At 55.8% G+C, this 26,239-nt stretch carries 23 protein-coding genes; 13 read left to right on the top strand and 10 right to left on the bottom strand.

Annotation, left to right across the window (positions count from 1 at the left end; translation table 11 throughout):
• Positions 1 to 100: 100 nt before the first annotated feature.
• Entirely contained in the window at positions 101 to 778 is a 678-nt protein-coding gene (locus ACSHSR_RS20235; RefSeq protein ID WP_232786061.1) for a tetratricopeptide repeat protein, read from the bottom strand.
• 92 nt (positions 779 to 870) lie between these two features.
• Here ACSHSR_RS20235 and ACSHSR_RS20230 point away from each other — a divergent pair, with 92 nt between their 5' ends.
• Positions 871 to 1,173, top strand: coding sequence for a DUF3332 family protein (locus ACSHSR_RS20230; protein WP_244908475.1), 303 nt, complete (start codon positions 871 to 873; stop codon positions 1,171 to 1,173).
• 150 nt (positions 1,174 to 1,323) lie between these two features.
• On the opposite strand, the gene ACSHSR_RS20225 is transcribed toward ACSHSR_RS20230, so the two are convergent.
• The 7 genes from ACSHSR_RS20225 to gmk all read right to left on the bottom strand — a co-directional run bounded on the left by ACSHSR_RS20225 (position 1,324) and on the right by gmk (position 8,494).
• Entirely contained in the window at positions 1,324 to 2,253 is a 930-nt protein-coding gene (locus ACSHSR_RS20225; RefSeq protein ID WP_479631092.1) for a calcium/sodium antiporter, read from the bottom strand.
• Between the two features lie 170 nt (positions 2,254 to 2,423).
• Positions 2,424 to 4,079 carry an AMP-binding protein gene (locus ACSHSR_RS20220; protein ID WP_044735397.1) on the bottom strand — a complete coding sequence of 552 codons (1,656 nt, stop codon included), beginning with the start codon at positions 4,077 to 4,079 and terminating at the stop codon, positions 2,424 to 2,426.
• A gap of 159 nt (positions 4,080 to 4,238) precedes the next feature.
• On the bottom strand, positions 4,239 to 4,931 hold the full coding sequence (gene trmH, locus ACSHSR_RS20215; RefSeq protein ID WP_144165020.1) for a tRNA (guanosine(18)-2'-O)-methyltransferase TrmH: 693 nt from the start codon (positions 4,929 to 4,931) through the stop codon (positions 4,239 to 4,241).
• A 57-nt stretch (positions 4,932 to 4,988) separates the two neighbouring features.
• Positions 4,989 to 5,372 (bottom strand): RidA family protein, encoded by a 384-nt coding sequence (locus ACSHSR_RS20210; protein ID WP_025888534.1) that lies wholly within the window; start codon positions 5,370 to 5,372, stop codon positions 4,989 to 4,991.
• A 23-nt stretch (positions 5,373 to 5,395) separates the two neighbouring features.
• Positions 5,396 to 7,504 (bottom strand): bifunctional GTP diphosphokinase/guanosine-3',5'-bis pyrophosphate 3'-pyrophosphohydrolase, encoded by a 2,109-nt coding sequence (gene spoT, locus ACSHSR_RS20205; RefSeq protein ID WP_071238954.1) that lies wholly within the window; start codon positions 7,502 to 7,504, stop codon positions 5,396 to 5,398.
• 25 nt (positions 7,505 to 7,529) lie between these two features.
• Positions 7,530 to 7,811 carry a DNA-directed RNA polymerase subunit omega gene (gene rpoZ / locus ACSHSR_RS20200; protein ID WP_025010112.1) on the bottom strand — a complete coding sequence of 94 codons (282 nt, stop codon included), beginning with the start codon at positions 7,809 to 7,811 and terminating at the stop codon, positions 7,530 to 7,532.
• Positions 7,812 to 7,870: 59 nt separating this feature from the next.
• The gene (gene gmk, locus ACSHSR_RS20195) at positions 7,871 to 8,494 is read right to left on the bottom strand and encodes a guanylate kinase (RefSeq protein ID WP_025888535.1); all 624 of its coding nucleotides are present in this window, start codon (positions 8,492 to 8,494) and stop codon (positions 7,871 to 7,873) included.
• A 231-nt stretch (positions 8,495 to 8,725) separates the two neighbouring features.
• Between gmk and ACSHSR_RS20190 the strand changes: the two genes are divergently transcribed.
• The 3 genes from ACSHSR_RS20190 (at position 8,726) to ACSHSR_RS20180 (ending at position 12,281) form a co-directional block, all read left to right on the top strand.
• Positions 8,726 to 10,177 (top strand): hypothetical protein, encoded by a 1,452-nt coding sequence (locus ACSHSR_RS20190; protein WP_479631091.1) that lies wholly within the window; start codon positions 8,726 to 8,728, stop codon positions 10,175 to 10,177.
• A gap of 111 nt (positions 10,178 to 10,288) precedes the next feature.
• Positions 10,289 to 11,224, top strand: a complete 936-nt coding sequence (locus ACSHSR_RS20185) for an NTP transferase domain-containing protein (RefSeq protein WP_071238956.1) — start codon at positions 10,289 to 10,291, stop codon at positions 11,222 to 11,224.
• On the top strand, positions 11,217 to 12,281 hold the full coding sequence (locus ACSHSR_RS20180; RefSeq protein ID WP_208185217.1) for a phosphotransferase enzyme family protein: 1,065 nt from the start codon (positions 11,217 to 11,219) through the stop codon (positions 12,279 to 12,281). The genes ACSHSR_RS20185 and ACSHSR_RS20180 overlap by 8 nt, the downstream gene beginning before the upstream one ends.
• 43 nt (positions 12,282 to 12,324) lie before the next feature.
• Here the strand turns inward: ACSHSR_RS20180 and ACSHSR_RS20175 are convergent, their stop codons facing one another.
• Positions 12,325 to 13,095 carry an HNH endonuclease gene (locus tag ACSHSR_RS20175; protein ID WP_221052420.1) on the bottom strand — a complete coding sequence of 257 codons (771 nt, stop codon included), beginning with the start codon at positions 13,093 to 13,095 and terminating at the stop codon, positions 12,325 to 12,327.
• Positions 13,096 to 13,417: 322 nt separating this feature from the next.
• Between ACSHSR_RS20175 and ACSHSR_RS20170 the strand changes: the two genes are divergently transcribed.
• From ACSHSR_RS20170 to ACSHSR_RS20150, 5 genes are read left to right on the top strand one after another with little or no spacing between them, the layout of a single operon-like run.
• A complete protein-coding gene (locus ACSHSR_RS20170) occupies positions 13,418 to 14,797 on the top strand; it encodes an SWIM zinc finger family protein (RefSeq protein WP_071238959.1) in 1,380 nt (459 codons plus the stop codon).
• Positions 14,791 to 16,260 (top strand): DUF5691 domain-containing protein, encoded by a 1,470-nt coding sequence (locus ACSHSR_RS20165; RefSeq protein ID WP_208185216.1) that lies wholly within the window; start codon positions 14,791 to 14,793, stop codon positions 16,258 to 16,260. Before ACSHSR_RS20170 ends, ACSHSR_RS20165 begins: the two co-directional genes overlap by 7 nt.
• Positions 16,261 to 16,264: 4 nt before the next feature.
• Positions 16,265 to 17,344 carry an ATP-binding protein gene (locus ACSHSR_RS20160; protein ID WP_044735391.1) on the top strand — a complete coding sequence of 360 codons (1,080 nt, stop codon included), beginning with the start codon at positions 16,265 to 16,267 and terminating at the stop codon, positions 17,342 to 17,344.
• A 27-nt stretch (positions 17,345 to 17,371) separates the two neighbouring features.
• The gene (locus tag ACSHSR_RS20155) at positions 17,372 to 19,681 is read left to right on the top strand and encodes a DUF5682 family protein (RefSeq protein WP_479631090.1); all 2,310 of its coding nucleotides are present in this window, start codon (positions 17,372 to 17,374) and stop codon (positions 19,679 to 19,681) included.
• Positions 19,669 to 20,832 (top strand): VWA domain-containing protein, encoded by a 1,164-nt coding sequence (locus ACSHSR_RS20150; protein WP_037467560.1) that lies wholly within the window; start codon positions 19,669 to 19,671, stop codon positions 20,830 to 20,832. The genes ACSHSR_RS20155 and ACSHSR_RS20150 overlap by 13 nt, the downstream gene beginning before the upstream one ends.
• A gap of 153 nt (positions 20,833 to 20,985) precedes the next feature.
• On the opposite strand, the gene ACSHSR_RS20145 is transcribed toward ACSHSR_RS20150, so the two are convergent.
• Positions 20,986 to 21,879 carry a LysR family transcriptional regulator gene (locus ACSHSR_RS20145; protein WP_479631089.1) on the bottom strand — a complete coding sequence of 298 codons (894 nt, stop codon included), beginning with the start codon at positions 21,877 to 21,879 and terminating at the stop codon, positions 20,986 to 20,988.
• A 173-nt stretch (positions 21,880 to 22,052) separates the two neighbouring features.
• Between ACSHSR_RS20145 and ACSHSR_RS20140 the strand changes: the two genes are divergently transcribed.
• The 4 genes from ACSHSR_RS20140 to ACSHSR_RS20125 all read left to right on the top strand — a co-directional run bounded on the left by ACSHSR_RS20140 (position 22,053) and on the right by ACSHSR_RS20125 (position 26,239).
• The gene (locus ACSHSR_RS20140; RefSeq protein ID WP_243757293.1) at positions 22,053 to 22,568 is read left to right on the top strand and encodes a DMT family transporter; all 516 of its coding nucleotides are present in this window, start codon (positions 22,053 to 22,055) and stop codon (positions 22,566 to 22,568) included.
• 18 nt (positions 22,569 to 22,586) lie between these two features.
• Entirely contained in the window at positions 22,587 to 23,072 is a 486-nt protein-coding gene (locus ACSHSR_RS20135; protein ID WP_223828871.1) for a DMT family transporter, read from the top strand.
• A gap of 85 nt (positions 23,073 to 23,157) precedes the next feature.
• Positions 23,158 to 23,850, top strand: a complete 693-nt coding sequence (gene yjjG, locus ACSHSR_RS20130; protein ID WP_028780088.1) for a pyrimidine 5'-nucleotidase — start codon at positions 23,158 to 23,160, stop codon at positions 23,848 to 23,850.
• 220 nt (positions 23,851 to 24,070) lie between these two features.
• The gene (locus ACSHSR_RS20125) at positions 24,071 to 26,239 is read left to right on the top strand and encodes a TonB-dependent receptor plug domain-containing protein (protein ID WP_479631088.1); all 2,169 of its coding nucleotides are present in this window, start codon (positions 24,071 to 24,073) and stop codon (positions 26,237 to 26,239) included.

Here is a 26,239-nt window from a genome sequence, read left to right as displayed (position 1 = left end):
GTATCGGTGCACAAGTAAACCGGATCCCCGGGCGGAGATCCGGTCGAGACCTTAAGGTGGTGCGAATAAGCCCCAGTGGCGCTCTGGTACGCACCTTCCCTTATTGCTGCGTTTGTTTTGACAGAAGAAAACCTGCCCAGGCGTAGTCAGGATCCAGTGCCAGAGCTTGTTGCCAACTCTGGCTGGCGGCTTTGGATTGTCCCAGCTGTTGCTGTATCACTCCCCGCCAGGTGTAGGCTTCGGCCTGACCCCAGCAGATATCGCTGCAGGGATTGGCATAGAGTTTCAGGGCGCGTTCAATTTCCTGCAGGGCTCTGTCACTGCTGCCACCATACTCGACTGGCGTATAGAAACTGGAGATGGCGCCAATGAGCGCGACTCTGGGGCTGTTGGGCGCCAGTTGTCTGGCATTTTGCAGAGACTTGCCTGCAGCTTTCCCCAGGGTTGCCGATTGGCTTGGATTGGCGGTTATCTGCATACCATAAACAGCAGACAGAAGTGCCAGAGCTTCACCGTCCTTGTTGAAGTTCGGTTGAGCCAGGCTTTCGGCCGCAGTGGCCAAGGCCTGATCCCGGGTCTGAAGCTGGCCGAGTATATTGGCGCTGACAGCCAAACGATAGTTAGCGTAGGCCTGTTGATATCCCTGACTGTTGTCGGCGTAGAGGCTCAAGGTGTCAATGTCGATTTGATTTGCAGCGGCATCGATTTCATCAATGGTGGCTGCCTGGGTTGAGAGGGCCAGACTCAGGCCCAATAACAGTGTGAGTTTACGCATCATTCGCTCCTTGGATGAACAGACTCGAATCTGAGTCGGGTTTAGTATTCCCGAGAGCCTGAATTGGCGGTATTCACAAAGGTCATAAGTTGCAGGTGACAAATGTCATCATTACCGGCAAGTCACCGGCCTTGGTGGATATGCCGGCCGATGCCGTTTTCAAGATCAATCATAAACTGGATAAGGAACTGACCACGGCACCGGTAAAACTGAGCCGTGCCAGCATGTCAGCCATAGATGACAATACCCTGGCGATGACGTTGAGCTATGAAGATGGCTCCGAGCAGGTAATGCTGGGGCGCAAGCAGGGGGAGATGGTGGACTTCTACCTGGATCAGCAATTCATTGCCAGTGTCAGCATAGCTGAGATGGAGAGTTATGTAGCGGCTCGCTCTTGAGCGCTTCTGGGCTGCTTGAGCCCTTAACTTGATGATATCCCGGGTTTTGACTATCCATTCTTGACGTCAAAACCCGGGATTTTTTTATGCTACTGCGGCTTGGCAACAAAGCTTTTCAGAATCATTCCGTTGCCAGTCCCGTACTCAGATTCAGGCGCTGGCGTGGGTAACCAGATAGCCCATATAGCCGCAGTAACCCAGCAATAATATGGCGCCTTCGCGGCGACCGATACGAAAACCGCTCCAGGCAAAGGGCAACACCAACAGTGCCAGGGTTAGCATCACGCTGAAGTCCAGGCTGCTGAAACCGGCTGAGCTGATAGGATGCACCAGGGCAGTAACCCCGAGGATCCCCAGCAGGTTGAACAGGTTGGAGCCAACCACATTACCTATGGCGATATCGCTCTGGCCCTTGAGAGCGGCCAGAATCGAGGTCACCAATTCCGGCATGCTGGTGCCTATGGCAATAATGGTCAGGCCGATCACGACCTCACTGATACCGAAGGTACGGGCCAACTCGACCGCGCCATCGACAAACAGTATGCCGCCACCCACCAACATGCCGATACCGGCGATGATAAACAGCAGCGACAACAGAGGGTTCTTGGGGCCTTCAATAGGTTCATCAGTCTCTTCGCCCTTGCTGCTGAAATAGCTGAGCAACAGATAGCCTACCAGTAAGCTGGTCAGTACGGCGCCGTCAATCAGGCTCAGTTCACCGTCGAGTACCAGCAGCCACATCAAAATAGAGGCGCCTATCATCAGCGGAATGTCGCGTCTGACCATCTGTGACTGTACCCCTATCGGGCGGATCAGCGAGGTCAGTGCCAGGATCAGACCGATATTGGCGATATTGGAGCCCACCACGTTACCCAGGGCAATACCCGGACTGCCGGCCAGTGCTGACTTAACGCTCACTGCCAGCTCGGGCGCGCTGGTACCGAAGGCGACGATCGTCAGGCCGATCACCAGCGGGGTGATCCCCAGACGCAGGGCGATGACGCTGGCGCCGCGAACCAAGGCTTCTGCTCCCAGAGTCAGGATCAAGAAGCCGCCGAGAATAGAGAGTGCAATCAACATTAAAAACCGCTTTTCCTGTCAGTAAGGTGCCATGCAGAACGGCACCGATGAATGTGTTTGGGCTGCCAGCATAAGGTTTTTCCTCCCGAAGGCAACCTCTTTTTGACAGAATATGTCACAAAAATCCCGGCCGAAGCCGGGATAATCAGATAAACCAAGGAGCGTCGGCTCTAGATTTCATCTTCCCAGACAACCTTGGCACCGCGAATGCCTTCCATCCGGCTGGCGTATCTGCTCTCCAACACATGGCGCTTGATTTTCAGCGTCGGAGTCAGCACGTCGTTTTCTATGGTCCAGGGCTCCTTGACCACCAGAACCGCTTCCACGGTTTCATGGGATTCCAGGTTGGGGTTAACCGCATCCACAGTGGCCTTGAGCGAGGCGCGCACCTCTTCTCTGGCTTGCAGCGCCGCCCCTTCAGAGAGTTGCACCAAAGCCACAGGGTGAGGCAGTCCCAGGCCGATGACACAGATAAGTTCCACATGGGGATCCTGCGCCAGCTTACGTTCAATCGGCACAGGCGCCACATACTTGCCCTTGGCGGTCTTGAAGTTATCCTTGACCCGGCCTGTGATGCTGACGCAACCGTCGGCATCTATGGCGCAGAGATCGCCGGTGAGGAAAAAGCCCTCTTCATCGAAGGCGGCGGCTGTGGCTTCCGGCGCCTTGTAGTATTCACGCATCAATCCCGGGCTCTTCACCAGCAGTTCGCCATTGGCAGCCTGCTTAACTTCGCAGCCGATCACCGGCTTGCCGACTGTGCCTATCTTACTGGCATCGAAGGGGAAGTTGATGATTGAGTAGGCGCAGTTTTCTGTCATGCCCCAGGCTTCGCAGATATCCAAACCTATGCTGTGATACCACTCCACCAGTGACGGAGGTATCGGCGCCGAACCTGAACCGAGCAAACGACACTTGTCCAGCCCCAGCCCTTTATGGATCTTGCGTTTGACCAGATGGCTGATGAGGGGGATCTTCAGCAGCAGATTGAGTCTGGCGTAGCCGACCTTATCGATAATGTTCTTCTGGAACAGGGTCCACAGGCGAGGTACCGAGAAGAACACGGTTGGCCGCATTCGCTGCACATCGGCAACAAAGCTGTCGAGGCTTTCGACAAAGGCAACGCAGGAGCCGGAATAGAAGGAGGAACCCTCTATCGCCACCCGCTCTGTGATATGGGCCAGCGGCAGGTAGGACAGCAGTCTGTCTTTCCCATCTGTCTTGAGATCGCGTACCACGGCATTACAGGTCCAGCCGTAGCTGCCGAAGGTTTGGATGGCACCCTTGGGCTTGCCGGTGGAACCTGAGGTGTAGATCAGCGTCATCACCTGCTCGGCCTCGGGATAAGGGGCATCCACCAGAGGTGTACCGAGATTCAACAGCTGCTGCCAGTGATATTGAGCCGGCATGGTGTCATAAGGCATTGCCAGGCGCAGAATATCACCGCCGACGCCAGCTTCCTGATCGGCCCAGTGATCCAGCTTACCCAGCATGATGGCCTTACAGCCACTGTGTTCCAGCACGTAGCGTATGGTATCGGCATTGGCAGTGGGGTAAATGGGCACACTGATATAGCCGCCGTGCATCAGCGCCAGATCGGTAATGAACCATTCGGCGCAGTTTTTCGACAGCACGGCTATCTTGTCACCGGGTTGCAGCCCCAAGTGACGCAGGCCGCCGCAGAGTTGTTGCACCTTGGCCTGTACCTGACGCCAGGTCAGATCCTGATATTGGCCGTTGATCGGCTGCCTGAGATAGATCTCATCGCCTTGAGTCTCTACCCAGTGGTCGAGCATTTCCACCGGGCTCTTGAATGATGCTTCCATGGGGTGTCCCCTTTACTGTTCTTGTTATCTGCGTAGCTGCAGCTTCCCCCACGGCGGCTGCAACGATCTGATTATCTGTTAGTTTCGCTATGCAGTGGCCAAACCAGTATGGCGATAATTGTGATCTGGCGCAATATTTAATCGGTTGTTTGAAAAGCTTCACAGTTCGGGGACGGGTTCACGCATCCGCTGCCACCAGTCGGCAGCGGCGACTATTTGGCCCTGCGCGTCTATGGCCGGGTAGGGAATACCTTTGCGCCGACAGGCTTTGGCATAAATGGGGTGACCTTGCTCAAACAACATGGTCTGGCAATAGTCATTGTCCAGCTTGCGGGCGCCATAGAGCCCGGCCTCCTGCCGCTGACGCTGCGCCTCATACAATAGCAGCGCCGACGCCACCGAGACATTGAGGGATTGCACCATGCCGACCATGGGGATCACTACCTGCTCGTCGGCGGCGGCCAGGGCTTCGGCGCTGATACCATCACGTTCATTACCGACAATAAAGGCGGTGGGGCGGCGGTAATCCAACTCCCTAAAGTCACGGGCCTGAGGGCCGAAATGGGTGGCGACCAGCTGCATCCCGCGCGCCTTGCAGGCCTTGGCAGCCGAGGCGAAGTCATAGTGTTTAATGGTTTTGACCCACTGCTGACTGCCGGAGGCGGTATTGCCGGACAGGCGCATATCGGCATCGGGCCAGACTGCATGAATTTCGTGGATACCCACAGCATCGGCACTGCGCAGCGCGGCGGAAATATTGTTGCTCTTGTGGACTCTGTCCAGGATCAGGCTCAGATCCGGCTGGCGCATGTCCAGCATTTGGTTGATGCGAGCGAAGCGTTCGGGGCTCATTGGCGGGGGATCCTATATGAAAAAGGGCGCCGTAGCGCCCTGTATTGGGGAGGGAACTCAGAGTTCCATCACACCGTCCATCTCGACCAGAGAACCCTTTGGCAGCTCTTTCACGCCGATGGCGGCGCGGGCCGGGTAAGGCTGGTTGAAGTAACGGCTCATGATTTCGTTGACCGTGGCAAAGTTGCCCAGATCCAGCATATAGATATTCAGTTTGACGATATCGGCCATGGAACCGCCGGCGGCTTCACAGACGGCCTTGAGGTTGTCGAATACCCGTACAACCTGGGTTTCAAAGTCGTCACCGGCCAGTGCCATGGTGGCTGGGTCCAGCGGGATCTGCCCGGACAGGTAGACTGTGCTGCCCACTTTGACTGCCTGGGAGTAGGTGCCGATAGCGGCGGGAGCCTTGTCTGTTGCTATGATAATCTTCTCTGCCATAACGCTCTCTCTTTTTTCTGTTATCAACGGTTACGGGATGTACGCAGAACCTCGGGCAGTACCCTGATTCGGCGCATAACATTTGCCATATGGATCCGGTCGCGAACCGAGATGCGCAGGTTGATCAGATAGACGCGGCCATCGCGCTCTTCGGTACTGAGATTGTGAATATTGGAGCCTTCGGCGGCAATGATATTGGTGATCTTCGCCAGCGCGCCCTGATGGTTGACGATTTCGACCCTCAGGTTGGCCTGGAATTCGACGCCATCGACGGCATCCCACTGCACAGGAATATACTTGTCCGGCTCGCCCTGATAGCCGCGGATGTTGGCGCAGTTTTCCATGTGCACCACCAGGCCCTTGCCCGGGCTCACGTGAGCAATCACGGCATCCCCAGGAATGGGGCGGCAGCAGTTGGCGAAAGTAACCAGCATGCCTTCGGCGCCGCGGATCGGCATCAGCTTGTGCTCATCATGCTGCTTCTGCGGCTCTATCTTGTCGCCCTTGAGGCGTTGGGCTATGACTATGCTCATGGCATTGCCAAGACCTATGTCGGCCAGCAGTGACTGCAGATCGGCGTGTTTGGTGTCTTTGACTACCTTGTCGATCTGCGCCGGATCTATCTGTTCCAGCTTGGTTTCGCCCAGTGCATGGTTCAGCAGACGCCTACCCAGGGTGCTGGCTTCGTCCTGCTTGAGGCTCTTGAGCACCTGACGGATTTTGGCGCGGGCCTTGCCGGTAACCACGAAGTTGAGCCAGGCGGCGTTGGGGCGGGCACCCTTGGCGGTGATGATCTCGACCGTTTGCCCGGAAATCAGTGGCTGACTCAGGGGGTAGGCCTGGCGGTTGACCCGGGCGCCGACACAGGTGTTGCCCACATCTGTGTGCACCTCATAGGCGAAGTCCACCGCGGTGGCGCCTACCGGCAGTTCCAGAATGCGGCCCTCGGGAGTGAATACATAGATCTCTTCCGGGAACAGCTCTGTCTTGACGTTTTCAACAAATTCAAACGAGGTGGAAGCACTCTGCTGCAGTTCCAGCAGGCTTTGCATCCATTTGCGGGCGCGCAGCTGGGTAGTGGTACCCGAGGCGCCGGTCTGGCCACTCTTGTACATCCAGTGTGCCGCAACCCCTTTGTCGGCCATCTGGTCCATGTCTTCGGTACGGATCTGAATTTCCACCGGTACCGCATGGGGACCAAACAGCGAGGTATGCAACGACTGATAGCCGTTGGCCTTGGGAATGGCGATATAGTCTTTAAATCTGCCCGGACGCGGCTTGTAGAGGCCGTGCATCACCCCGAGCACCCGATAACAGGTGTCTATGGAATCCACTATCAGGCGGAAGGCATAGATATCCATCACTTCCTGGAATTGCAGCTCTTTGCTGCGCATCTTGTTGTAGATGGAATAGAGGTTCTTTTCCCTGCCCTTGACCTTGCCCTTGATACCCACATCTTCCAGGCGGGTACGAATAGCCGTTTCTATGCTTTGGATCAGTTCCTTGCGGTTACCGCGGGCGGCACGAACCACCTCTTTGAGTACCCGATAGCGCATGGGGTAATAGGCCTGAAAGCCGAGATCTTCCAACTCTGTCTTGATATTGTGAATACCCAGACGGTTGGCGATGGGGGCGTAAATTTCCAGGGTTTCGCGGGCAATGCGGCGACGTTTGTCGGGCCGCAGGGCGCCCAGGGTGCGCATATTGTGGGTGCGGTCGGCCAGTTTGATGAGGATCACCCGGATATCCTGGGTCATGGCCATCATCATTTTGCGGAAGTTTTCCGCTTGGGCCTCTTTCTTGTCGCGGAATTTGATCTTGTCGAGCTTGGAGACACCTTCCACCAGTTCCGCCACCGAGGTGCCGAACAGTTCGGCCAGATCCTGATGGGTAACTTGGGTGTCTTCTATGGTGTCGTGCAGCAGGGCGGCCATCAGCGTCTCGTGGTCGAGACGCATTTCGGCCAGGATGCGGGCAACCGCAACCGGATGGGTAATATAGGGTTCGCCACTGGTGCGCATCTGCCCTTCATGGGCATCACGCGCCACCTGATAGGCCTGCTTGAGTAATTCTACCTGCTCCGGCTCCAGATAACTGGCGGCAGACTCCTTGAGACCTTCAAACAGATACAAGTGGCTGTTCTCCTAAGAATATGCCTTAGAGTGAAGAGTTACCTTCTGCAATCGCTGCCACGGCAGCAATTTCAGCTGCTTCGCGCTCACGTACGCTCTGACGCTCATCGGCATCCAGAGTCGCTGAGTTAACCAGTCCCTGTTCGATTTCGCGCAGTGCGATAACAGTGGGTTTGTCGTTTTGCTCTTCAACCAAAGGATCTTTACCCTGGACGGCGATCTGACGGGCACGACGCGCCGCAACCATGATCATATCAAAACGGTTGCCGATTTGTTTAACGGCGTCTTCTACAGTAACGCGAGCCATGTGTTGAAACTCCAGTGATTTGAATGGAAAAAATGACGCAAAATTGTACACGAAGGCAATTAATCTGCCAACAGACCCTTAAGCATATCATTGTGAGTATTAATTTGACTAGCACGAGTCAGGCGTTGTGAGCGAATGATTGCGCTCAGATCCCCCAGTGCAGTCTCAAAATCGTCGTTGACTATGATGAAATCATACTCTTTATAGTGCGACATTTCTGACACTGCCTGTGCCATGCGGGAGGCGATGACTTCGCTGCTGTCCTGACCGCGACCGGTCAGACGGCGCTCCAGCTCTTCGCGGGACGGTGGCAGAATAAAGATGCCGATGGCCTCGGGCATCAGTTTCTTCACTTGCTGGGCACCCTGCCAGTCGATATCCAGGAACACATCTATGCCCCGTTCAAGCGTTTCTTCAATGACCTTGCGGGAAGTGCCATAAAAGTTACCGAAGACTTCGGCCCACTCGAAGAAGGCTTCTTCGGCAATCAGGGCCTTGAACTCCTCCACCGACACATAATGATAGTGCTGGCCGTGAACCTCTCCCGGACGTGGCTGGCGGGTGGTGTGCGATACGGAAACTTGTTTGTCGGCCGGTTTATTGGCCAGCAGGGCTGCAATCAGTGACGATTTGCCCGCTCCACTGGGGGCCGAGACAATAAAAAGGTTTCCGCGTGCACTCATAATATTTGGGTTCCAAGTCTTTGGCTGTAAAAAAAGCCGGTGGCTGATGAGGGAAGCTGCGAACTATGCCCTGTCGGCACTCTGGCTTGCGCCAGCTACAGGTGTTCAAGGCAGCTTCCTTAAGGGCAGCTATTATATAGGCAGGCAATGCTGCCATGCCAGTGGCGCTGACAATTGCCATCAAATTCGTTAGGCTGCCATCAATAAGTCGGTCGATTTTTAAGGGGTTCTGTGCTGTATAAATCGCTCATCTGTATTCAGGGTTACGACAATGGTCTGCGACATGCGGCCATCAGTGGCGCCGTTTATTTTTTACTACTCGTGTTGGGGCTACTTTCCGGTGGCGGTAGTTTCATCTGGTTACCCGGGATTTTGCTGGCACCGGTATTACTGCTCAGTTGTCGTCGTCGCCTGGGTGACGGTGGCCTGAATCCCTGGTTGTCACTGATAGCTCTGCTGCCTTGGCTTATTCTGTTGTTGACCTTGGGTAGCGGCCAGGAAGGCAGTTACCTGATAGGAGCCCTGGTGCTGGCTTTGGCGCTGCATACAGGTTTGGCACTGTTGCCTGGAGGGAATCGCGGCCGCGGCGCCCGCAGCAAGCGAGACTATGTGCAGGGATACTGTGGCCCTGTGCCTTTGAGCGCTGAGCGTAAGACCAAGATAAGACGGGTCGAGCCAACCCTGGGCAGTGATGTTCATGGCTATTCGGATAACCACGCTCAAGGCTATTCAGATAATCAAGCTCAAGGCTATGCGGATGACCACGCTCAAGGCTATTCAGATGATCACGTTTATCAGAGCAGCGACCACGATGATAACCAACCGCATCACAGCGGTGCCGGGTATAGTGCCGCGGGGCAGCAGCCTGAGCACCCTCTGAGCCAAGCGCATGAGCCGGCAAGCTTTGCTGCTGCCAATAGCGACCATGATATCAGTCATGACGCCATATCCTATGGACCTGGCCGCAGCCGTTATTTCGACTCGGCGCCGACCGAGGGCGATATCTCAGCGATAGATACAGAGCCTGGCTGGCATACAGATAAGCAAGCCCGCCATAAGGTCAATAGCGCTGAGCCTGGGTTTGATGATGAGATCGACCGCACCGGTTCCTTGTCTGTGTTGCTGCTCTCCTGGCGCGATGCCGTATTGCAACTTTGGCAGCGGCTTGGCAGCCTCTCGGCCGCCCAGCGTAAGGGACTTGCCATAACCGCGCTGGTCACAGCGCTGTTTGGCTTGGGATTGATCATATGGCTGCTGTGGCCTCAGGCTAAGCCTAATGACGCATCAGGCCGTGAGACTACTGAGATTGCGGCCGAAACTTCCGACAGGGTGACTGTGCGCCTACCGGACAGCTTCAACCTGTCGCTCGATGGCGACTTGCTGCGTATGAGCTGGCTTGGCGATACCGACGCCCCTGGCCCCTTGTGGGATCTGGCGACCGCCAAGGGCGACCGCCGCTGCGCCGAGCTGGTGTTCAACAATGGCACTGGCTATCGGCCCATGTCGGTCGTTATCGGCGGTAACGGCAAGGTCGAAGCGGCCTTCAGCCCTCTGGATAGTCAGGTGATTGTTCAGGATATGGCGCGGCGGGGCTCGGTTAAGCTCTGCGGCTATGACTTCAGCCTCAAGGGTAGTCAGGCGGCATTGGGTTCTGTTCCTGCCTTCCGGCAGCTTATTGAATAGGGCGCATGTTGGTGCACGGTTAACCACAGCTTTGGTTCATCAGAGCTGTGATTCTGTTATACTGCTTCGCTTCTTTCGGCTCGGCTTTCTTCGCGGCATATTCGACAGTTTATGAATACAAAATTAACTCTGGTGATTATGGCCGCCGGGCTGGGAAGCCGTTTTGGCGGTGATAAACAGTTGGCGGCATTGGGGCCCAATGGGGAAACCATGCTGCAATTGGCGCTACGCTCGGCCATCAAGGCCGGGTTTGCCCGCGCGGTGCTGGTTATCCGCCCTGAGCTTGAAAGCGAGATCCGTCGCCAGTTAAGCGACTTCCTGCCTTCCGGGTTTGAGTGGCACCTTTGTTATCAGACGCTGGACGATCTGCCACTGCCGGTATCGGCAAGGCAGACAGGGGATATCACAAAGCGCCACAGTAACAGGCAAAAACCCTGGGGCACGGCGCATGCCCTCTGGAGTGCCAGGCATCTGGTCGATGGCCCCATGGCAGTGATCACCGCAGATGATTATTATGGCGATCATGCCTTTGTGCAGTTGGCTGAGGGGCTTAGGCAACATCCCAATGAATGGATGATGGTGGCTTGGCCGCTGGGACTGACCTTGTCCGAGCATGGCGGGGTGAATCGTGGCCTGTGTGAGGTCAATGGGAAGGGTTACCTGACTTCGGTGCAGGAGTGGCTCGATATTCGTCAAGGCACCCATGGCCTTGAGGGAGAGCTTCAGGGTGAACGCCGGCCGATAGCCGCCGATGCCTTGGTATCCATGACCTGCTGGGGCTTTTCGGCGAATATATTTGCCGCACTGGAGCTGGGGCTCAGACGCTTTTTGGCAACCCATGGCGATGATCTTAAAGCCGAGTGTTATCTGCCTGCGATAGTGCAAAATGCAATTGAGCAGCCAGACCCAGAGCCGTGCCAACAACAGCAAAACCTTGCCACCCGTAGTGTCAGGGTGGAAACCGCCCGCGAGGCCTGGTTGGGAGTGACATATCCCCAGGACGCCGCCCGGGTGAAACAGCAATTACAGGAGTTAATGGGTGCTTGAGCTTATCCGGCAGCAGGTGCTGCCTCACTTCGGGATCCCTGACAATGCCAAAATCAGCCCACTGGGCAATGGCCATATCAACGACACTTTTCTGATCCGCAGCGCCGATAGCGAATTTGTGCTGCAAAAGATTAACACTCAGGTATTTCGTGCGCCCAACGCCTTGGTCAATAATGCGGCCAAGGTCAGCGAGCATTTGAGTCAGTGTGCTGCGCAAGGCGGCTATCAACTGCAGCTGATAAGGCCTGTGATGACCCGCGAGCAGCAGTTGGCTGTGGATCTCGGTGAACAGGGATTCTGGCGCGCCATCAGTTATCTGCCTTTCAGTCAGAGCATCGAAGTGGTGCGCTCTGAGGCCGAGGCCGAACAGGCGGCGCGTGCCTTTGGCCATTTCGCCCGCACCCTGAGCCAAGTAGACCCCCATGAACTGGAAGATGTGATCCCTCTGTTTCACCATCTGCCGGGCAGAATCGAAGCACTTTCCAAGGCGGTTGCCGAGGACCCGCTTGGGCGCCTACAGCACTGTCGGCAGTGGGCAGAGTTGGCCTTGTCCCAGCAATCGCTGCTTGCGGAGCTTGAAGATACCTGTGCCGGTTTGCCGCTGCGGATTTGTCACAACGACACCAAGATCAACAACATGCTGTTCGACAAGCGTGATATGTCCAGCATGGCTATCATAGATCTCGACACCTGCATGAAGGGTTTTCTGATGTATGACTTCGGCGACATGGTGCGCACCTTCTGCTCACCCGAGGCCGAAGACTCCACCGCACTCGAGAAGGTCAGAGTCAGGCCCGAAGTGTTTGCCGCCATCTGCCGGGGTTACCTGGCAGAGCTGGGCGAGGTGTTGACGCCACTGGAGCGCCAGAGCCTATGGCTGGGTGCCCGGGTGATCTGTCTTATGATAGGTGTGCGTTTCCTCACCGACTATCTGTTGGGGGATAAGTATTTCCATATCCACCGCGAAGGCCACAACCTGGACAGAGCCGCCAACCAGTTCACCCTCTATCTCAGCCTATTGCAGCAGAGCGAGGCCCTTAAGGCGTGCTTGGTTTGAGCTATTTCGCCGTCTCTGAAAAGGGGGCGGTGAGAGGTCTCCTTTACGATATAGCCTGGAAAATCTGCTGGCGATGCAGGGCTAGATATTCTTCTGCCGGGGCAAACTTGTTTGGTAGACGAATGGGCTGGTTTTCAAAGCGCTCAAAACTGTCACTCAAATATCGATTTTCTTTCATCAGGAGTTTAGGGGATAGCAGCAACTCCAGATGGGAATTCAAAGTGATTAAGCCTTTATCAAAAGCGGCGTCATGCAAGCTGGAAAGACACAGGCCGTTACTGGGGTTGAGACGTTGCTTAGGCTCTTGGTTCCAAGGCACTATATGGCTGGCAATCAGTAACTCTGGAATGTCTAATCCTGTTATGCAACAGCGAAAATCATAGGCACTCAAAACCGAGTTTCTAAATACTTGTTGGCCGACTCTGGCCTTAGTCATAGTCTCTCTTTCCCTACCGTGAAAATCGTCTGTCCCTGCGGACTTTACATTTTGTGGCTCAGAGGATTGTGTTAACTGCTGGTGGGCAGCATAAGCTTTGAGATAGAAGGTTTCCCAGTCCTGGGTCATCTCTTGCCACATGGCTTTGTCGGCTCTAGAAGCACCAGGGAGTCCCTTGCGACCTGTAGAGGTGATGCTGGGGTCACAGCTGGCAATATTAGCCATCTTCATCGATAGCGATGAGGCCGACCTTTGCATGAGTTCGGCTATCTGGATTATTTCTGGGTTACGCTGGCTTATTCTGCCAAAGGGCGTGTGGCTATAAAGATAAAAAGCCACCAGTAGTTCATCCCGTTCCCACCTACGTTGATTTGCCATAAGCCCTCCTAGAGATGCTGCCAGTATGGACAGTATCCCTTTAAAATCAATTAGAAAATTGATTTTTCCCGGTTATCGAACTTGTCTACTGCCTATCTCAGCTTGTTACAGCCGGGAGGCAAGGCACTTTCCTTAGCTGTGCTTAAGATCAAATGCTTATCTAAAACTCTTGCCATTCGGGTAAAGGCAATTTCTTTTCCAGTCTAATTCAGGCAGAATCTCGCACTTGAATTTGAAGGGCTTTTGTCTTTAGCCCAATAGGATAGGACGTCTTTGTCTGCCCCTCATTCGTTGGCGGCGGGCAAGAGAACAAGGACTGGAAATGGAACTCCCATTACAGGTAGTGCAGGACCTGGCCCCGGATCAGTCATCTCTGGGGGCTGCCAAAAAGCTGCTCAATACATCCAAGTGGCCCATGTTGGGCGTAGCCTCTGAACTCAATAGTATTTGGGGGCAGTGCCAGGGATCGGGTGCCAATCCCTACCTCACCATGGCAGATGTGGTCGACCATGGCTACAAGTGTACCTGCCCATCTAGAAAATTCCCGTGTAAACATGTGCTTGCATTGATGTGGATCTTCAGTGAAAGCCAAGACAGCTTCAATGAGTCAACCCCGCCCGATTGGGTTGGGGAATGGTTGTCCCGTCGTCGTCGCAGTTCTGCCACCGCAACTGAGGATAACAAGCCCTCGGTGGCGAAGAATATCGCCACCGCCGGTGATGAAGAGCCAATGCTCAGCCCGGAGCAACTCGCCAAGAATGCCGCGCAAAAGCAAAAGCGGGCTTTGGCGGCGCAGCAAGCCAGCGAGCAAAGCATACGCGAAGGGTTGGCTGAGCTTGAGCTGTGGATCCGCGATCAACAGCGAACCGGTCTTTCCGGACTGCTTAAGGATTTACGCCCCAGGGTTCGACGCATTGCCGCAAGGTTGGTGGATGCAAAAGCGAGTGCCTTGGCATCCCGAGTCGATGAATTACCGTCCTTGTTGGCTGGACTGCCGTTTGAGCGGCAACTGGCCCGGTTGATAGAAGAACTGGGGATCTGGGTCTTGCTTTCCCGGGCCTGGCGAATCAATCCGCAGGATCCCGATGTTCGGCGGGCGCTGGTTGGGGCGGAAAATCGAGAACAGCTGCTGGCCAATGTCGCAACCGGGGTCAGTGGCCGCTGGTTATGCCTTGGTGAGCGTATCGAAACCCGACGGGACGGTTTGGTTAGCCATGCGACCTGGCTTTGGCCACTGGATGGCCAGTGTAGCTCAGGCGCCATGTTGCTCGACTATTATCCAGCCACGGCAGGCAAACGTGAGGCCAGCCTCAGGGCCGGTACCTTGATTGAAGGGGAACTGGTCTTTTATCCCTCCAGGGCGCCGCAGCGCGCCATATTGACCCGGTACCAGATTCTGGCACCAGAAGCCGTATCCTGGCCCGCAGCCTCGGCTATGACACCAGAGCAAGCCTTGTTTACGCTGCGGCGCACCTTGCCATGGGAAACTTCAGTGCCCTTGGTGTTGGGCCCATGCAGTTTGCAGCAGGCAGAGGACGGCGGTTATTGGCTCAGTGTCGAGGAGCAGCTAATTCCGGTGAAGGGCAGAGACTTGCCACCCTTGGCACAGGGAGACTTGCAAGGGGCCTTTGTTTGCTGGCGTGGTGATGGAGCCGAACTTCTGTCTGTTTGTACCAGTGCCTGGGGGATGATCTCATGCTAAATGCTGAAACCCTACAACAGGATCTGGCGCAGATTGACGAACTCAAGCAGCGTTGGTTGATAGGTGATGGCGGCGCGCCGATTTTGCTTCCTGAGCATTGGACCGTGCCCGCCGATGCCGACGATGACGAGCGCACCCTGATGGCGCTGGCTTATTGCAGCCAGTATCCCCTGCTGCAACAACCCCATCCCCCCGGGGCGCTTAAAACCCTGCCCGGCTTGCCGCAACTGAGTCTGTCCCTATTACCCGGCCAATGTCGCCCGGCATTCAGGCAGTTACTGGCGCTGACCACCACATCCGGCAGTCAATATCAGGCGCTGTTGGCGCTGCTGGTGAGTCGTGGTTTTTCCCCTCATCCCGAAGACTGGCTGCCCGGTCGACAGGATGCAGAGCTGCCGCCTGAGTTTGAACCTTGGGTTTGCTGGGTTACCGATGCCAGGGATGAACCGCTTACCGAAGAGAGCTGGCCCGATAAAAGCCCGGCACAGAGGCTGGCTGCGCTTAAGCTGCTGCGGCGCCGGTCGCCGGATGCCGCTCGTGATTTGCTGGCAAGCATGGCCGCCTCGGAAGCCGCCGATAAACGCCTGAATCTCTATCAGGTATTGGCAGATGGACTGAGCTCGGCAGACTTGCCCTTATTGGTATCTCTGGAAAAAGACAGATCCCAGAAAGTGAAGGAGCTGGCCAATCAATTGCAGATGCGCTTAGGTCAGGGCAACCAGCAAGCGGAAGATGAGACACTCACAGAGCTGGTAACTTGGCTGTCACTGAAACCTCGGGGGCTGCTACGGCGCGAAACTGTGCTGCTTGCTCCTGTGCTGAAAAACAGTGTCCAGAATCGTGACCGCTGCGCCGCACTGAAGAGCATTTCCTTGCCTTTGCTGGCAACTGGGCTGGGCATGAGTCTGGAGCAGCTTTTGTGCCAGTGGTCCTTTGCCGACAACGCCGGTAAGGGGCTCAATAGCCCCAATCAGGCTTTGCTGCTGAATGTTGCTGCCAGCTTACCCGAGGAACAGGTGTTGTTGGTGGCCAATCGGCTGCTCGATTGGGCCGTTGAGGAAAATGAAAATCCCATGGCTGAACTGGGTTTATTGGTATCCAGGTTAAACGAGCAAGCCAAGGTCAACCTGGCTCAGACGCTACTGTCCAAGGCTCCCGGCGATCTGCTCCCCAATGCTCCGTACGCACTATTTAGCAGTGAATGGCACTGGCTGAGTGTCGCTGAGTTCAGCCGTTGCAAAGCCACGGCTGAACTGCTTAAACAACTTAAAACCCTGGTGCAAGCCAAGGATGCGGACGAGATGGAAAGGCAACTCGCTTGGGTGATGCAGCAATTGGGTTTGTGCCTGAACCTCGAGTGTGCTCAGTGGCTGCTGGCCGAGACAAAGACGCTGGGGATATCGCCCATGCACCCAATACTCGACTATTTGAAATTTAACGTAAGTTTGCAACGAGAAGGATGAAAAGATGAGTGACGTATTAAGGCAACCGGCGGAAGTCATTTATCAAGCCGAGCTGGATGCTCTGAAAGAAGAAGATCATGGCCAAAAGCCCGAGAATTGGCAACTGACGCCTAAAAGTGTGGTCAAGTATCTACTCGGTGGCACTACGGATTCCGGGGTGTCTATCAGCCCCAAATACATAGGCAATCGTCGCCTTATCGAAACTGCGGTTGCGACTTTGGCCACTGACAGGGCGCTGTTGCTCCTTGGGGTACCGGGTACCGCCAAGTCCTGGGTGTCCGAGCATCTGGCTGCGGCTATTTCGGGCAACAGTACCCAGGTGATCCAATGCACTGCAGGCACAGATGAAAACCAAATTCGTTACGGTTGGAACTATGCTCAGCTGCTTGCCAAAGGCCCCAGTAAGGACGCCTTGGTGCCGACACCACTGTTCCGGGCCATGGAGTCTGGTACCTTGTGCCGTCTGGAGGAATTGACCCGCATGGGGTCGGACGTCCAGGATACCCTGATAACCGTATTGTCTGAAAAAATGTTGCCGGTGCCCGAGCTGAACGATGCTGTGTTTGCCAAGCGTGGTTTCAACATCATAGCTACCGCCAATAACCGCGATAAAGGTGTGAATGAGCTGTCTTCGGCACTCAAGCGGCGCTTCAACGTCGTAGTGTTGCCGCTACCCGATGATATGGAGCAAGAAGTAGAGATCATTCGTCGCCGGGTGGTCGAGATGGGTCAAAGCCTGTCACTGCCGGTGCCCGCCAGTGCCAGCAGTGAAATTGAGAAAGTGGTAACTATCTTCCGCGAACTGAGAAGCGGCGCTACCTTGGATGGCAAGATGGCGCTCAAGGTGCCTTCGGGGAATCTGTCCACTGCCGAGGCTATTGCCGTGATGGTTGGCGGCTTGAGTCAGGCAGCCTGGTTCGGCGATGGTCAACTGGGAGCTGCTGATGTGGGAGCCAACCTGGTGGGAGCGATAGTGAAAGACCCTGTGCAGGACAAGTTGGTACTCGAGGAGTATCTCGAGACTGTGCTGAAAAAACGCAGTGATTACAGCTCCTATTACCACAGCATCAATGAACTGCTGTGAGCCGTGACCGCCAGAGAACACTTGCCCATGAAGAATATCCATTATTTTGGCATTCGCCACCATGGTCCGGGCTCGGCCCGGCGGCTGGTGGCGGCGCTGGAGCGGTTGAACCCGGCGTTGGTTCTGATAGAAGGACCGGCTGATTGCAGTGAACTGGTGCCATTTTTGGCCAGTGACGAGATGAAACCGCCGGTGGCTCTCTTATCATTTGTCACCGATGAAACAGGCCACAGCCTCTATTATCCCTTTGCCGAATACTCGCCCGAGTATCAGGCGTGCCGCTGGGCATTGAACACCAATACCGAGGTACGTTTTATTGATTTGCCTGTATCCGTGCAGTTGGCATCCAGGCTGCAGGATATTGAGCCTGAGTCGGAAGGTGACGACGATACAGCGACAGAAGCTGACGATACAGATTCAGCCTCTCTTCCTGAAGATTCCCCCGCGCCTTACGAGGGCCGGCTGCGTCAGGATCCTGTCTCAGCACTGGCCTTGCTTGCCGGTTATGAGGACGGTGAAAGTTGGTGGAATCATGTCATAGAGCAGGGCAGTGATGACGATCCTGAGCTATTTGATGCGTTGGCCCAGGCCATGGCCGAGCTCAGGAGTGCCATGCCCAACGACAGCTTGAGAGAAGCCCAGCGAGAAGCCTTTATGCGGCTGCAAATTGCCGAGGCGGCCAAACAAAACGCGGGACCAATCGCTGTGGTTTGCGGTGCCTGGCATCTGCCGGGGCTGAAGACCAAGGTTAGCCAGAAAGAAGATAAGGCTCAATTGAAAAGCCTCCCGGCAAAACTGGCGCCCAAGCGGGTGAGTTCAACCTGGATCCCCTGGACCAGCCCAAGGCTTGCCAGTGAGTCTGGCTATGGGGCCGGGGTGGCCGCGCCCATGTGGTATAGCCACCTGTGGCAACACGGTTATGACGAGGTATCTTTGACTCGTTGGCTAACCCAGGTTGCCGACATGTTGAGAGCGGCCGGGCTAATGGTTTCAACCGCCGCTGTAATTGAGACCCTGCGCCTGTGCCATAGTCTGGCGGCCATTCGTGCTCGTCCCAGTCCTGGATTCGAAGAGGCGCGGGATGCATCTATCGCCACTATGTGCGGCGGAGAAGCCAGGTGGTGGCAACAGATTTCGCAGCAACTCCTGCTCGGCTCCCGGGTCGGTGAAATACCCGCAGATGTGCCTTTGGCCCCCCTCTTGGATGACTTGCAGCGTTGGCAAAAGAAAACCCGTCTCAAGAGCGAGGCTTTGCCGCGGGAGCTTTCTCTCGACTTGCGCAGTGAGTCGGGCCAGCTGAAATCCTGGTTTTTGCATCGCCTGAGGCTGCTCGATGTGCCTTGGGGCGAGCAGGGCAGTGCCGGCGCCAGCCGAGGAACTTTCCGTGAGCGTTGGGTGATCGCCTGGCAACCTGAGTTTGCGGTGCAACTGGTTGAAAATCAAATCTATGGCAGTTCACTAGTACAGGCGGCAGCCGAACGTACCATCCAGCGCATGCGGGAGCAAAGACAACTGGGTGAGCTGGCAAACCTGGTGTTGGAGGCCTTGGAGGCTGAATTGCCCCGAGCGGTAGAGCTGGGCTTCGAACTGTTGGCCGAGCGTGCAGCACACACAGCCGAGGGCTTGGATCTGCTGGATTGTTTGCCTCCTCTGGTGGATATCAGCCGCTACGGTACCTCGAGAAACCTGTCGCTGGCGCATGTCAATGAGTTGATTGAACGCTTGGCGGTGCAGGCATCTTTATCCTTGCCCATTGCTGTTCGCCAGTTAAATGAGGACGAAAGTAATCATTACCGGCTGGCCGTAGGCAGAGCACATGCCCAGTTGGAGTTGGCACAAGTGGCAGATTCTGTCATGGAGGGCTGGTGGCAGGCGTTAATCGAAGTGGTCAATACTGGCCTATGTGATGCGGGAGTCCGCGGGCTGTGCTGTCGCCTGCTGTATCAGGCCAAACGCCTGGATGAAGACTACCTGGCTCAATTGATGGCGAAAATTTTGTCACCGGCCAATCCGATTGCCGAAGCCAAGGGGTTCTTCGAGGGCTTCTTCAGCGGGGCTGCCGAACGCTTGCTTTACGACCCCAGGTTGCGACAGTCGGTGGACAATTGGCTGTTATCGCTTGAGGAAGAGGCGTTTGTCGAGAGTCTGCCGTTGCTGCGGCGGGTATTTGCCGAGTTGGATGCCATGGAGCGTCGCCGACTGCTGGATAGTCTCAATGCCAAAGCTGTGGCAAAAGGCACTGAGTATTCCGTTAATGATGCCTTGGTACCGCTCTGGTCTGCCCATCTGGAAGGGCTGGGCAAGTTGCTTGCAGGAGACAATCAATGGATGAATTGATGAGACAGCGTCGCTGGCAACTGGCCCTTGGCGCAGAATTGGAACAGGCGCCCCTCAATGGCAGCGACAAACGTTTGAATGAGGCGTTGTCGGCACTCTATGGTGACGGCAAACATTCAGAGGCACGTCGCGGGGGCTTGGGCGGCTCAGCACCCAGGGTGGCGCGTTGGCTTGGCGATATTCGCGAATTTTTCCCGGCATCTGTGGTGCAGTTGGTGCAGCGGGATGCCTTCGAGCGCTTGGGCCTGAAACAGATGCTGATGGAGCCCGAGTTCCTGCAAGCTATGGAGGCCGATGTGCACTTGGTTGCGGATCTCGTCAGCCTCGGGGGCATGATGCCGGCGCAAACCATGGAAACGGCGCGGCAGGTCATTCGTAAGGTGGTAGATGAACTCCTGGCCAGGCTGGAACAAAAAACTGCCGAGGCCATTCGTGGTGCCGTGGATAAAAGCAAACGCAGTTTTCGTCCCCGTCATGCCGATATCGACTGGCACAGAACCATCAGTGCCAATTTACGCCACTATCAACCTGAGCTTGGCACTGTGATGCCCGAAAAGCTGGTGGGCTATACCCGCAAGCAGCGGCGACAGGTGGATCTGGACGAGGTGATCCTTTGCGTTGACCAGTCCGGCTCCATGGCGACATCTGTGGTGTACAGTTCCATTTTTGCGGCTGTGATGGCCTCCATTCCAGCGGTGAAAACCCGGTTGGTGTGTTTTGATACTGCGGTAGTGGACCTTACTGATGAATTGGCCGACCCGGTGCAAGTGTTGTTTGGCGTGCAACTGGGTGGTGGCACAGATATTAACCAAGCGGTAGCTTACTGCGCCGACAAAATTGAGCGCCCCTCCAAGACTCACCTTATCCTGATCACGGATCTCTATGAAGGGGGCAATGAAAAGGAGCTTAAGGCTCGGGTCGCTGAACTGCTACGCCGTGAAGTGAATGTGATCACCCTGTTGGCGTTGAGCGACGATGGGCGTCCGGCTTATGACAACCAAATGGCCGCGGATTTTGCCGCCATCGGCAGCCCGGTGTTTGCCTGTACGCCGGACAAATTTCCCGAGTTGATGGCCACGGCGCTAAAAAGGGAGGATGTGCTGCAATGGGCGGCAGACGCCGGCATAGCCACGGTTAGAGCGACTGAGTAATACCATGAAGAAGCAGGCTGATGCCTGCTTCTTAATCCAGAGGTTCAGGCTGAAGCTTTCCCTTATCTCACATCACAGCCAAGGGCAAGCTGGGCGCTGCTCGTGAATCTGTCACCTGCGCCTCGGACAAGGCCACTATCTTTCATGCTGCCATCACGGTAGCTTCGCGGTTAAAAAATCTATCATGGCGCTGACCTTGGCCGGCAGGTGCTTGCGCCTGGGGTAGACGCAGTAAATACCGTGTTGGGGCAGCCGATACTCGGGCATCAGGGCGACCAGGCGGCCCTTGGCGATATCGCCTCTTACAATAAAGTCCGGCATGTTGGCTATCCCCAGGCCTTGGAGAATCGCGCTGTGAATCGCATCGCTGTTATTGACCTCGAAGTTGCCTTTGGGCTCGATTCTGACTTCGCCGCCCGATTGCTGCTGGGGGCCTTGAAAGCGCCATTCGCTGCCACCACGAAACAGCGAATAGAACAAACAGTTGTGTTGGCCGAGCTGCTCTGGCGTTTGCGGCGTGCCGTAGCGCTTTAGGTATTCGGGGGCGGCCACCAGGAAACTCTCGCATGGCGCGATGCGCTTGGCGACCAGGCTGGAATCTGCCAGTTCACCAATGCGCAGCGCCAGATCAAAACCTTCGGCAATCAGATCGGTATGGCTGTCGCTCAACTCAAGTTGCAGGCGAATATCAGGAAAACGCTGCAGAAATTCAGCCATCAGCGGCGCGACATAACGGCAGCCATAGACCATGGGCACAGACATCCTCAGCAGCCCCTTGGGACTGTGCTGCAGCTCGCCTATGACATCTTCCGCCTCCCTGGCGAAACGCACCGCGTGGCGCACAGAGTCATAGTAGCGCTCGCCTGCTTCCGTCAGGCTGAGCGAACGTGTGGTGCGGTACAGGAGTTGCACCCCGAGGCGCGTTTCGAGCTGGCTTATCCGCTTGCTGATTGCCGACTTACTGCTTCCGAGCTGCTTGGCAGCGGCCGAGAAGCTGCCGGACTCCACCACAGCGACAAACACCGGCAGGGCATTGAAGTGATCCATCTTGATAGTTGAGTTTTTGGAAACTGTATTGCGACATTATCGGTAATTATCCTAAATGGCAAAACAATGTAGAGTGGCGTCTGCTTGAAGGGCGGCGACAGACGCCCTGTCGAGCCCGAATAATGCCCGCCATTGGCTGGCCAAGATTGATTCGCACACGCCGGAGAAGAGAGATGCAAGGCAGCCGCAACCGAGAATCCAATATGCCGCTATCCTGGGGAGCCGCCCTGGTGGCATTCGTTGCCGGTGGCTTACTGGCGCTGATGATCCAGCTTAACAGCCAGTTGGCCTCGGCTGGCTCACCCCTGCTGGCTTCCTGGATAGCCCATGGTACCGGGGCGTTGACCGCCCTGTTGTTATGGCTATTTATGGGAAGGCGAAAGGCAGCCCCATCGCCAGGGGGGCCTGAGCAGAATAAGCAGCCAAAGCGCACCTTGCCACTTTGGGCCTGGCTTGGCGGTCTGCCCGGCGCCATGACTGTGATTCTGGCGGCCATCTGCGTCAACTCTCCCCTGGGGCTGGGCGGAACCCTGGCACTTCTGCTGCTGGGGCAGTTACTGTTCGGCGCCATCAGTGATTCTCGAGGCTGGTGGTTGTTGCCAAAGCGGCAACTGCATCCACTCGAGTGGCCGGCATTACTGCTGGTACTGGCCGGGGCGCTGTTGCTGATATTTTCCGCTCACGCTTAATTTTTACCTGGGGAGAAGATGATGTTGTCACTGTTTTTGTTGTTGGCGCTGGCCAACGGCGTCATGGTCAGCCTGAGCCGCAGTTTTAACGGTGCACTGGCGGCAAATAAAGGCGCGCTGCAGGCATCGTTGCTGAACCACCTATTGGGTTTTTTACTGCTGACCTTGGTATTGGCGGTTTATACCCTGTTTCAGGGCGGCGCAGTATGGCAGCTGCAGGCTACGCCGGCTTACACTTGGCTCGGCGGCGTGATAGGCGCCTTGTTTGTTGCGACCAGCAGCTGGGCTCTGGCCAGGCTTGGCGCCATGGCCTGTGCCCTGTTGGTGATTTCCGGACAGATGCTGACCGGTGTCTGGCTCGACAGCCTTTCCCGTGAGTTGGGCTGGCAGGCCTGGCTGGGTGCGGCGCTGATCCTGGCTGGTGTGATACTGCAGCGCCTGGCGGCCAAGGCGCAAACCCGTCGAGTCGGCAGCGGGTTGGACGCCGCCGACGTCAAGGCGTAAAATTCGCAACTTGTGTCCTGTATAACGCTATGTTTTCGGGCTATGGCTTTTGGTTTAAAGAAGAATAGGGAAACAGGAGAGAAGAATGCCGTACTCTAATAGTCAGGCTTACCAGTGGGTATTGTTTGATGCCGATGAAACCCTGTTTCAGTTCGATGCGCCGCGTGGGCTCAAGCTGATGTTTTCCCGTCAGGGGGTGGATTTCAGCGATGCCGACTATGCCGAGTATCAGCAAACCAATGCGCCGCTGTGGGTGGCCTACCAGGACGGCAAGATCAGCGCCAGCGAGTTGCAGCTGACCCGTTTCAGCCATTGGGCCAAACGTCTCGGGCGCACACCTTTTGAACTCAACAGCGCCTTTATGACGGCAATGGCCGATATCTGTGAGCCGCTTCCCGGTGCTGCCGAGCTGCTTGATAGCCTCAAGGGCCGTGCCCGCTTGGGGATTATCACCAATGGTTTTACCGAGCTGCAGCAGGTGCGGTTGCAAAAGACCGGCTTTGCCGAACACTTTGATCTGTTGGTTATTTCAGAAGAGGTCGGCTTGGCCAAGCCGGATCCGGGTATCTTCGAGCATGCGCTGGCCAAGATGCAGCAACCCGAGCGTAAGCGGGTATTGATGGTGGGTGACAACCCCCATTCGGATATTCTCGGCGGCCTTCAAGCCGGTCTGGATACCTGTTGGCTCAACGTTAAGGGCGAGGCGGCACCCGAAGGGATTAAGCCCCATATCGAGGTGCGTTCACTGAGTGAACTGCAAAGGCAACTCTGTAGCTGATCCGCATCTTACTTAAAGTATTTTTAAACCCAAGGCCCGCCATTATGCGGGCCTTGGGCATTTCTGCACTGCCGAGAAAAACCGCCGTCCACCAGTTAATACCTTTAGGGGATGCTGATACACCTTTAGAGCGGCTGTTAAAAACATGATCTAAGTCAATTGATAATTATTCTCATTCGTATAATATTACGCAACTTTGTTGATTTGGGGAGATATCTGAGTGAAACCGACTTATCTGGCAGTTGTTTTGGCGGCCCTGTTGAGCCCGCAGTTGATGGCGGCAGAAACAGAAGAAGCGCAGGAGCCGGCTGCAGAAAACATGGAGCGCTTGAGTGTGGTAGGGGTTAGGCAGCGGCTGGAGCAAGCCGGCACCCTGGCCAACACCATAATGAAGACAGAGGTGATAGACGCCAGCATCATAGAAAACAAGAATGCCGTTAACCTGTCGGAAGCTATAGATAACTCTCCCGGGGTAAAAGTCTCCAACGAATGCTCCATGTGTGGTGTGAAACGCATCATGCTCAACGGCATGAAAGGGGAGCAAACCACAATTCTGGTGGATGGTTTGCCGGTGCATACCATGATTTCCGGTTATTACGCCGTCGATGCCATTCCTACCACAGGGATTGAACGCATCGAAGTGGCCCGCGGCGCCGGGGCTTCACTGATTGCCCCTGAGGCGATTGGCGGCACCATCAACATCATCAGCTATGAGCCGACCGAAAATGGTGCCGAGTTGGATATCGCCGCCGGTGAAAATGGCTATCGCAAAGTGGGCTTCCTTGGCAAGGGCGTCAGTGAAGATGGTCGCACCCGGGCGACGCTGGTGGCTCAGTATGACGACAGAGATCAGTTCGACGCCGATGACAACAAGGTCAACGAGGCGCCATTGCAGGAAAACCGCAGCGTAACCGCCAGAATTTCCCAGGATATCGGCGACTTTGACAACCTGGTGCTGCGAATTGCCAATATCCAGTCGGAGATCTTCGGTGGCCCCATGCTGGGCAGCAACTTTGCCGATGGCACAGCTTCCAGCATAGGCAGTGTACTCTCAGGCTTTGATGATAAGCCCAGTGAGCCGCAGCAGCTGTTTGAAGACGGTGATATCCGCAAGCGCTACAAGGGCAAGGCCTGGGAAACCACAGAGTGGATCAAGACAGAGCGCAACGAGGCATCGCTTGCCTGGCTGAAGGAGTTCAGTGACGACTGGAACATGCACCTGGCGGTAAGCTATGCCGAACACAAACAGGATTCCTTCTACGAGGGGTTCGATTATACCGCCGATGACAAGATGTGGTTCTTCGACGCCAGATTCAACTACCTGCTCAACGACAGCCATCTATTAACCTTCGGCGCCGATCTGCGAACCGAAGAGATGCGCTCCCACTCCCGCGCCGGCAGCGCCAACCCTGACTATGTCTCCGACTCTTTTGACTATGATGTCAAGGGCCTGTACCTGCAGGATACCTGGCAGGTGACCGATGATCTCGAAGTCGCCATGGCGCTGCGTTACGACAGCATCACTGCCGACTTTACCGACCCCAGCAAGCCGGGCACAGAGTTGGACGAGTCGATACTCTCGCCCAGAGTGGATATCCGCCTGCGTCACAATGAGCTGTGGACTTCGCGTCTGTCTGCCGGCCGTGGCTATCGGGCGCCGTTGTCATTCTTCGAGACTGATCACGGCATTCTGGATGGCTCATTGGGGTTTGATATCGACATCGACGAGCTGGAACGTTCCAACTCGGTGAACTATGCCCTGAGCTACGAGGGTGACAGACTCACCTCCACCGCCTCTGTGGCCTGGACCGAAGTCGAGCATCTGGCGGCGCTGACCACCAACGACCATGGGATCCCGCTGCTGACCCAGCTGGATGAGAAGGCCAGCGTGGTGACCACAGATATCGCCCTGGGCTATCGCCTGACCGATGACCTGACGGTAAACCTTACCGGCGAGCACTTCGACTATGATTCGGTATTCAAGTCTTCCTATGCGGTGGCACCGGTCGAGGAACGGGTGACCCTGAGCGTGGATTGGGACGTCAACGATTGGGAATTTTTCGCCAACCTGGTGTGGATTGGCGGCCGCGATCTGTCGCAGTACGGTTATGAAGGTTATAACCGCCTGGATGCCAACGGTAAGGTGGATCCCGACTCGAAGAAGCGTACCGATGCGCCGTCCTACTTTACCCTGGACTTGCGTGCCAGCTATCAGTTCAACGACAACCTGTCCTTCTATACCGGGGTCAGCAACCTGTTTGACTATACCCAGGCCGGTGACGAGGAAAGCCCCTTGTTCTATGACGCCGAAGGCGCCTTCGATGTGGGTTACATCTATGGTCCGCTGCGTGGCAGAGAGATCTATGCTGGCATGAAACTGGTGTTCTGA

It is taken from the genome of Shewanella sp. VK101, from assembly GCF_056497865.1.
Note: the sequence above shows the minus strand (reverse complement) of the source record. Positions and strands in the feature narration are given on the sequence as shown.

Bases quoted from the DNA above. Each gene is read 5' to 3' on its own strand.
- ACSHSR_RS20235 (WP_232786061.1), bottom strand. From the start codon at position 778: ATGATGCGTAAACTCACACTGTTATTGGGCCTGAGTCTGGCCCTCTCA.
- ACSHSR_RS20225 (WP_479631092.1), bottom strand. From the start codon at position 2,253: ATGTTGATTGCACTCTCTATTCTCGGCGGCTTCTTGATCCTGACTCTG.
- ACSHSR_RS20220 (WP_044735397.1), bottom strand. From the start codon at position 4,079: ATGGAAGCATCATTCAAGAGCCCGGTGGAAATGCTCGACCACTGGGTA.
- trmH (WP_144165020.1), bottom strand. From the start codon at position 4,931: ATGAGCCCCGAACGCTTCGCTCGCATCAACCAAATGCTGGACATGCGC.
- ACSHSR_RS20210 (WP_025888534.1), bottom strand. From the start codon at position 5,372: ATGGCAGAGAAGATTATCATAGCAACAGACAAGGCTCCCGCCGCTATC.
- rpoZ (WP_025010112.1), bottom strand. From the start codon at position 7,811: ATGGCTCGCGTTACTGTAGAAGACGCCGTTAAACAAATCGGCAACCGT.
- gmk (WP_025888535.1), bottom strand. From the start codon at position 8,494: ATGAGTGCACGCGGAAACCTTTTTATTGTCTCGGCCCCCAGTGGAGCG.
- ACSHSR_RS20185 (WP_071238956.1), top strand. From the start codon at position 10,289: ATGAATACAAAATTAACTCTGGTGATTATGGCCGCCGGGCTGGGAAGC.
- ACSHSR_RS20175 (WP_221052420.1), bottom strand. From the start codon at position 13,095: ATGGCAAATCAACGTAGGTGGGAACGGGATGAACTACTGGTGGCTTTT.
- ACSHSR_RS20170 (WP_071238959.1), top strand. From the start codon at position 13,418: ATGGAACTCCCATTACAGGTAGTGCAGGACCTGGCCCCGGATCAGTCA.
- ACSHSR_RS20165 (WP_208185216.1), top strand. From the start codon at position 14,791: ATGCTAAATGCTGAAACCCTACAACAGGATCTGGCGCAGATTGACGAA.
- ACSHSR_RS20160 (WP_044735391.1), top strand. From the start codon at position 16,265: ATGAGTGACGTATTAAGGCAACCGGCGGAAGTCATTTATCAAGCCGAG.
- ACSHSR_RS20155 (WP_479631090.1), top strand. From the start codon at position 17,372: ATGAAGAATATCCATTATTTTGGCATTCGCCACCATGGTCCGGGCTCG.
- ACSHSR_RS20150 (WP_037467560.1), top strand. From the start codon at position 19,669: ATGGATGAATTGATGAGACAGCGTCGCTGGCAACTGGCCCTTGGCGCA.
- ACSHSR_RS20145 (WP_479631089.1), bottom strand. From the start codon at position 21,879: ATGGATCACTTCAATGCCCTGCCGGTGTTTGTCGCTGTGGTGGAGTCC.
- ACSHSR_RS20140 (WP_243757293.1), top strand. From the start codon at position 22,053: ATGCAAGGCAGCCGCAACCGAGAATCCAATATGCCGCTATCCTGGGGA.
- ACSHSR_RS20135 (WP_223828871.1), top strand. From the start codon at position 22,587: ATGATGTTGTCACTGTTTTTGTTGTTGGCGCTGGCCAACGGCGTCATG.
- yjjG (WP_028780088.1), top strand. From the start codon at position 23,158: ATGCCGTACTCTAATAGTCAGGCTTACCAGTGGGTATTGTTTGATGCC.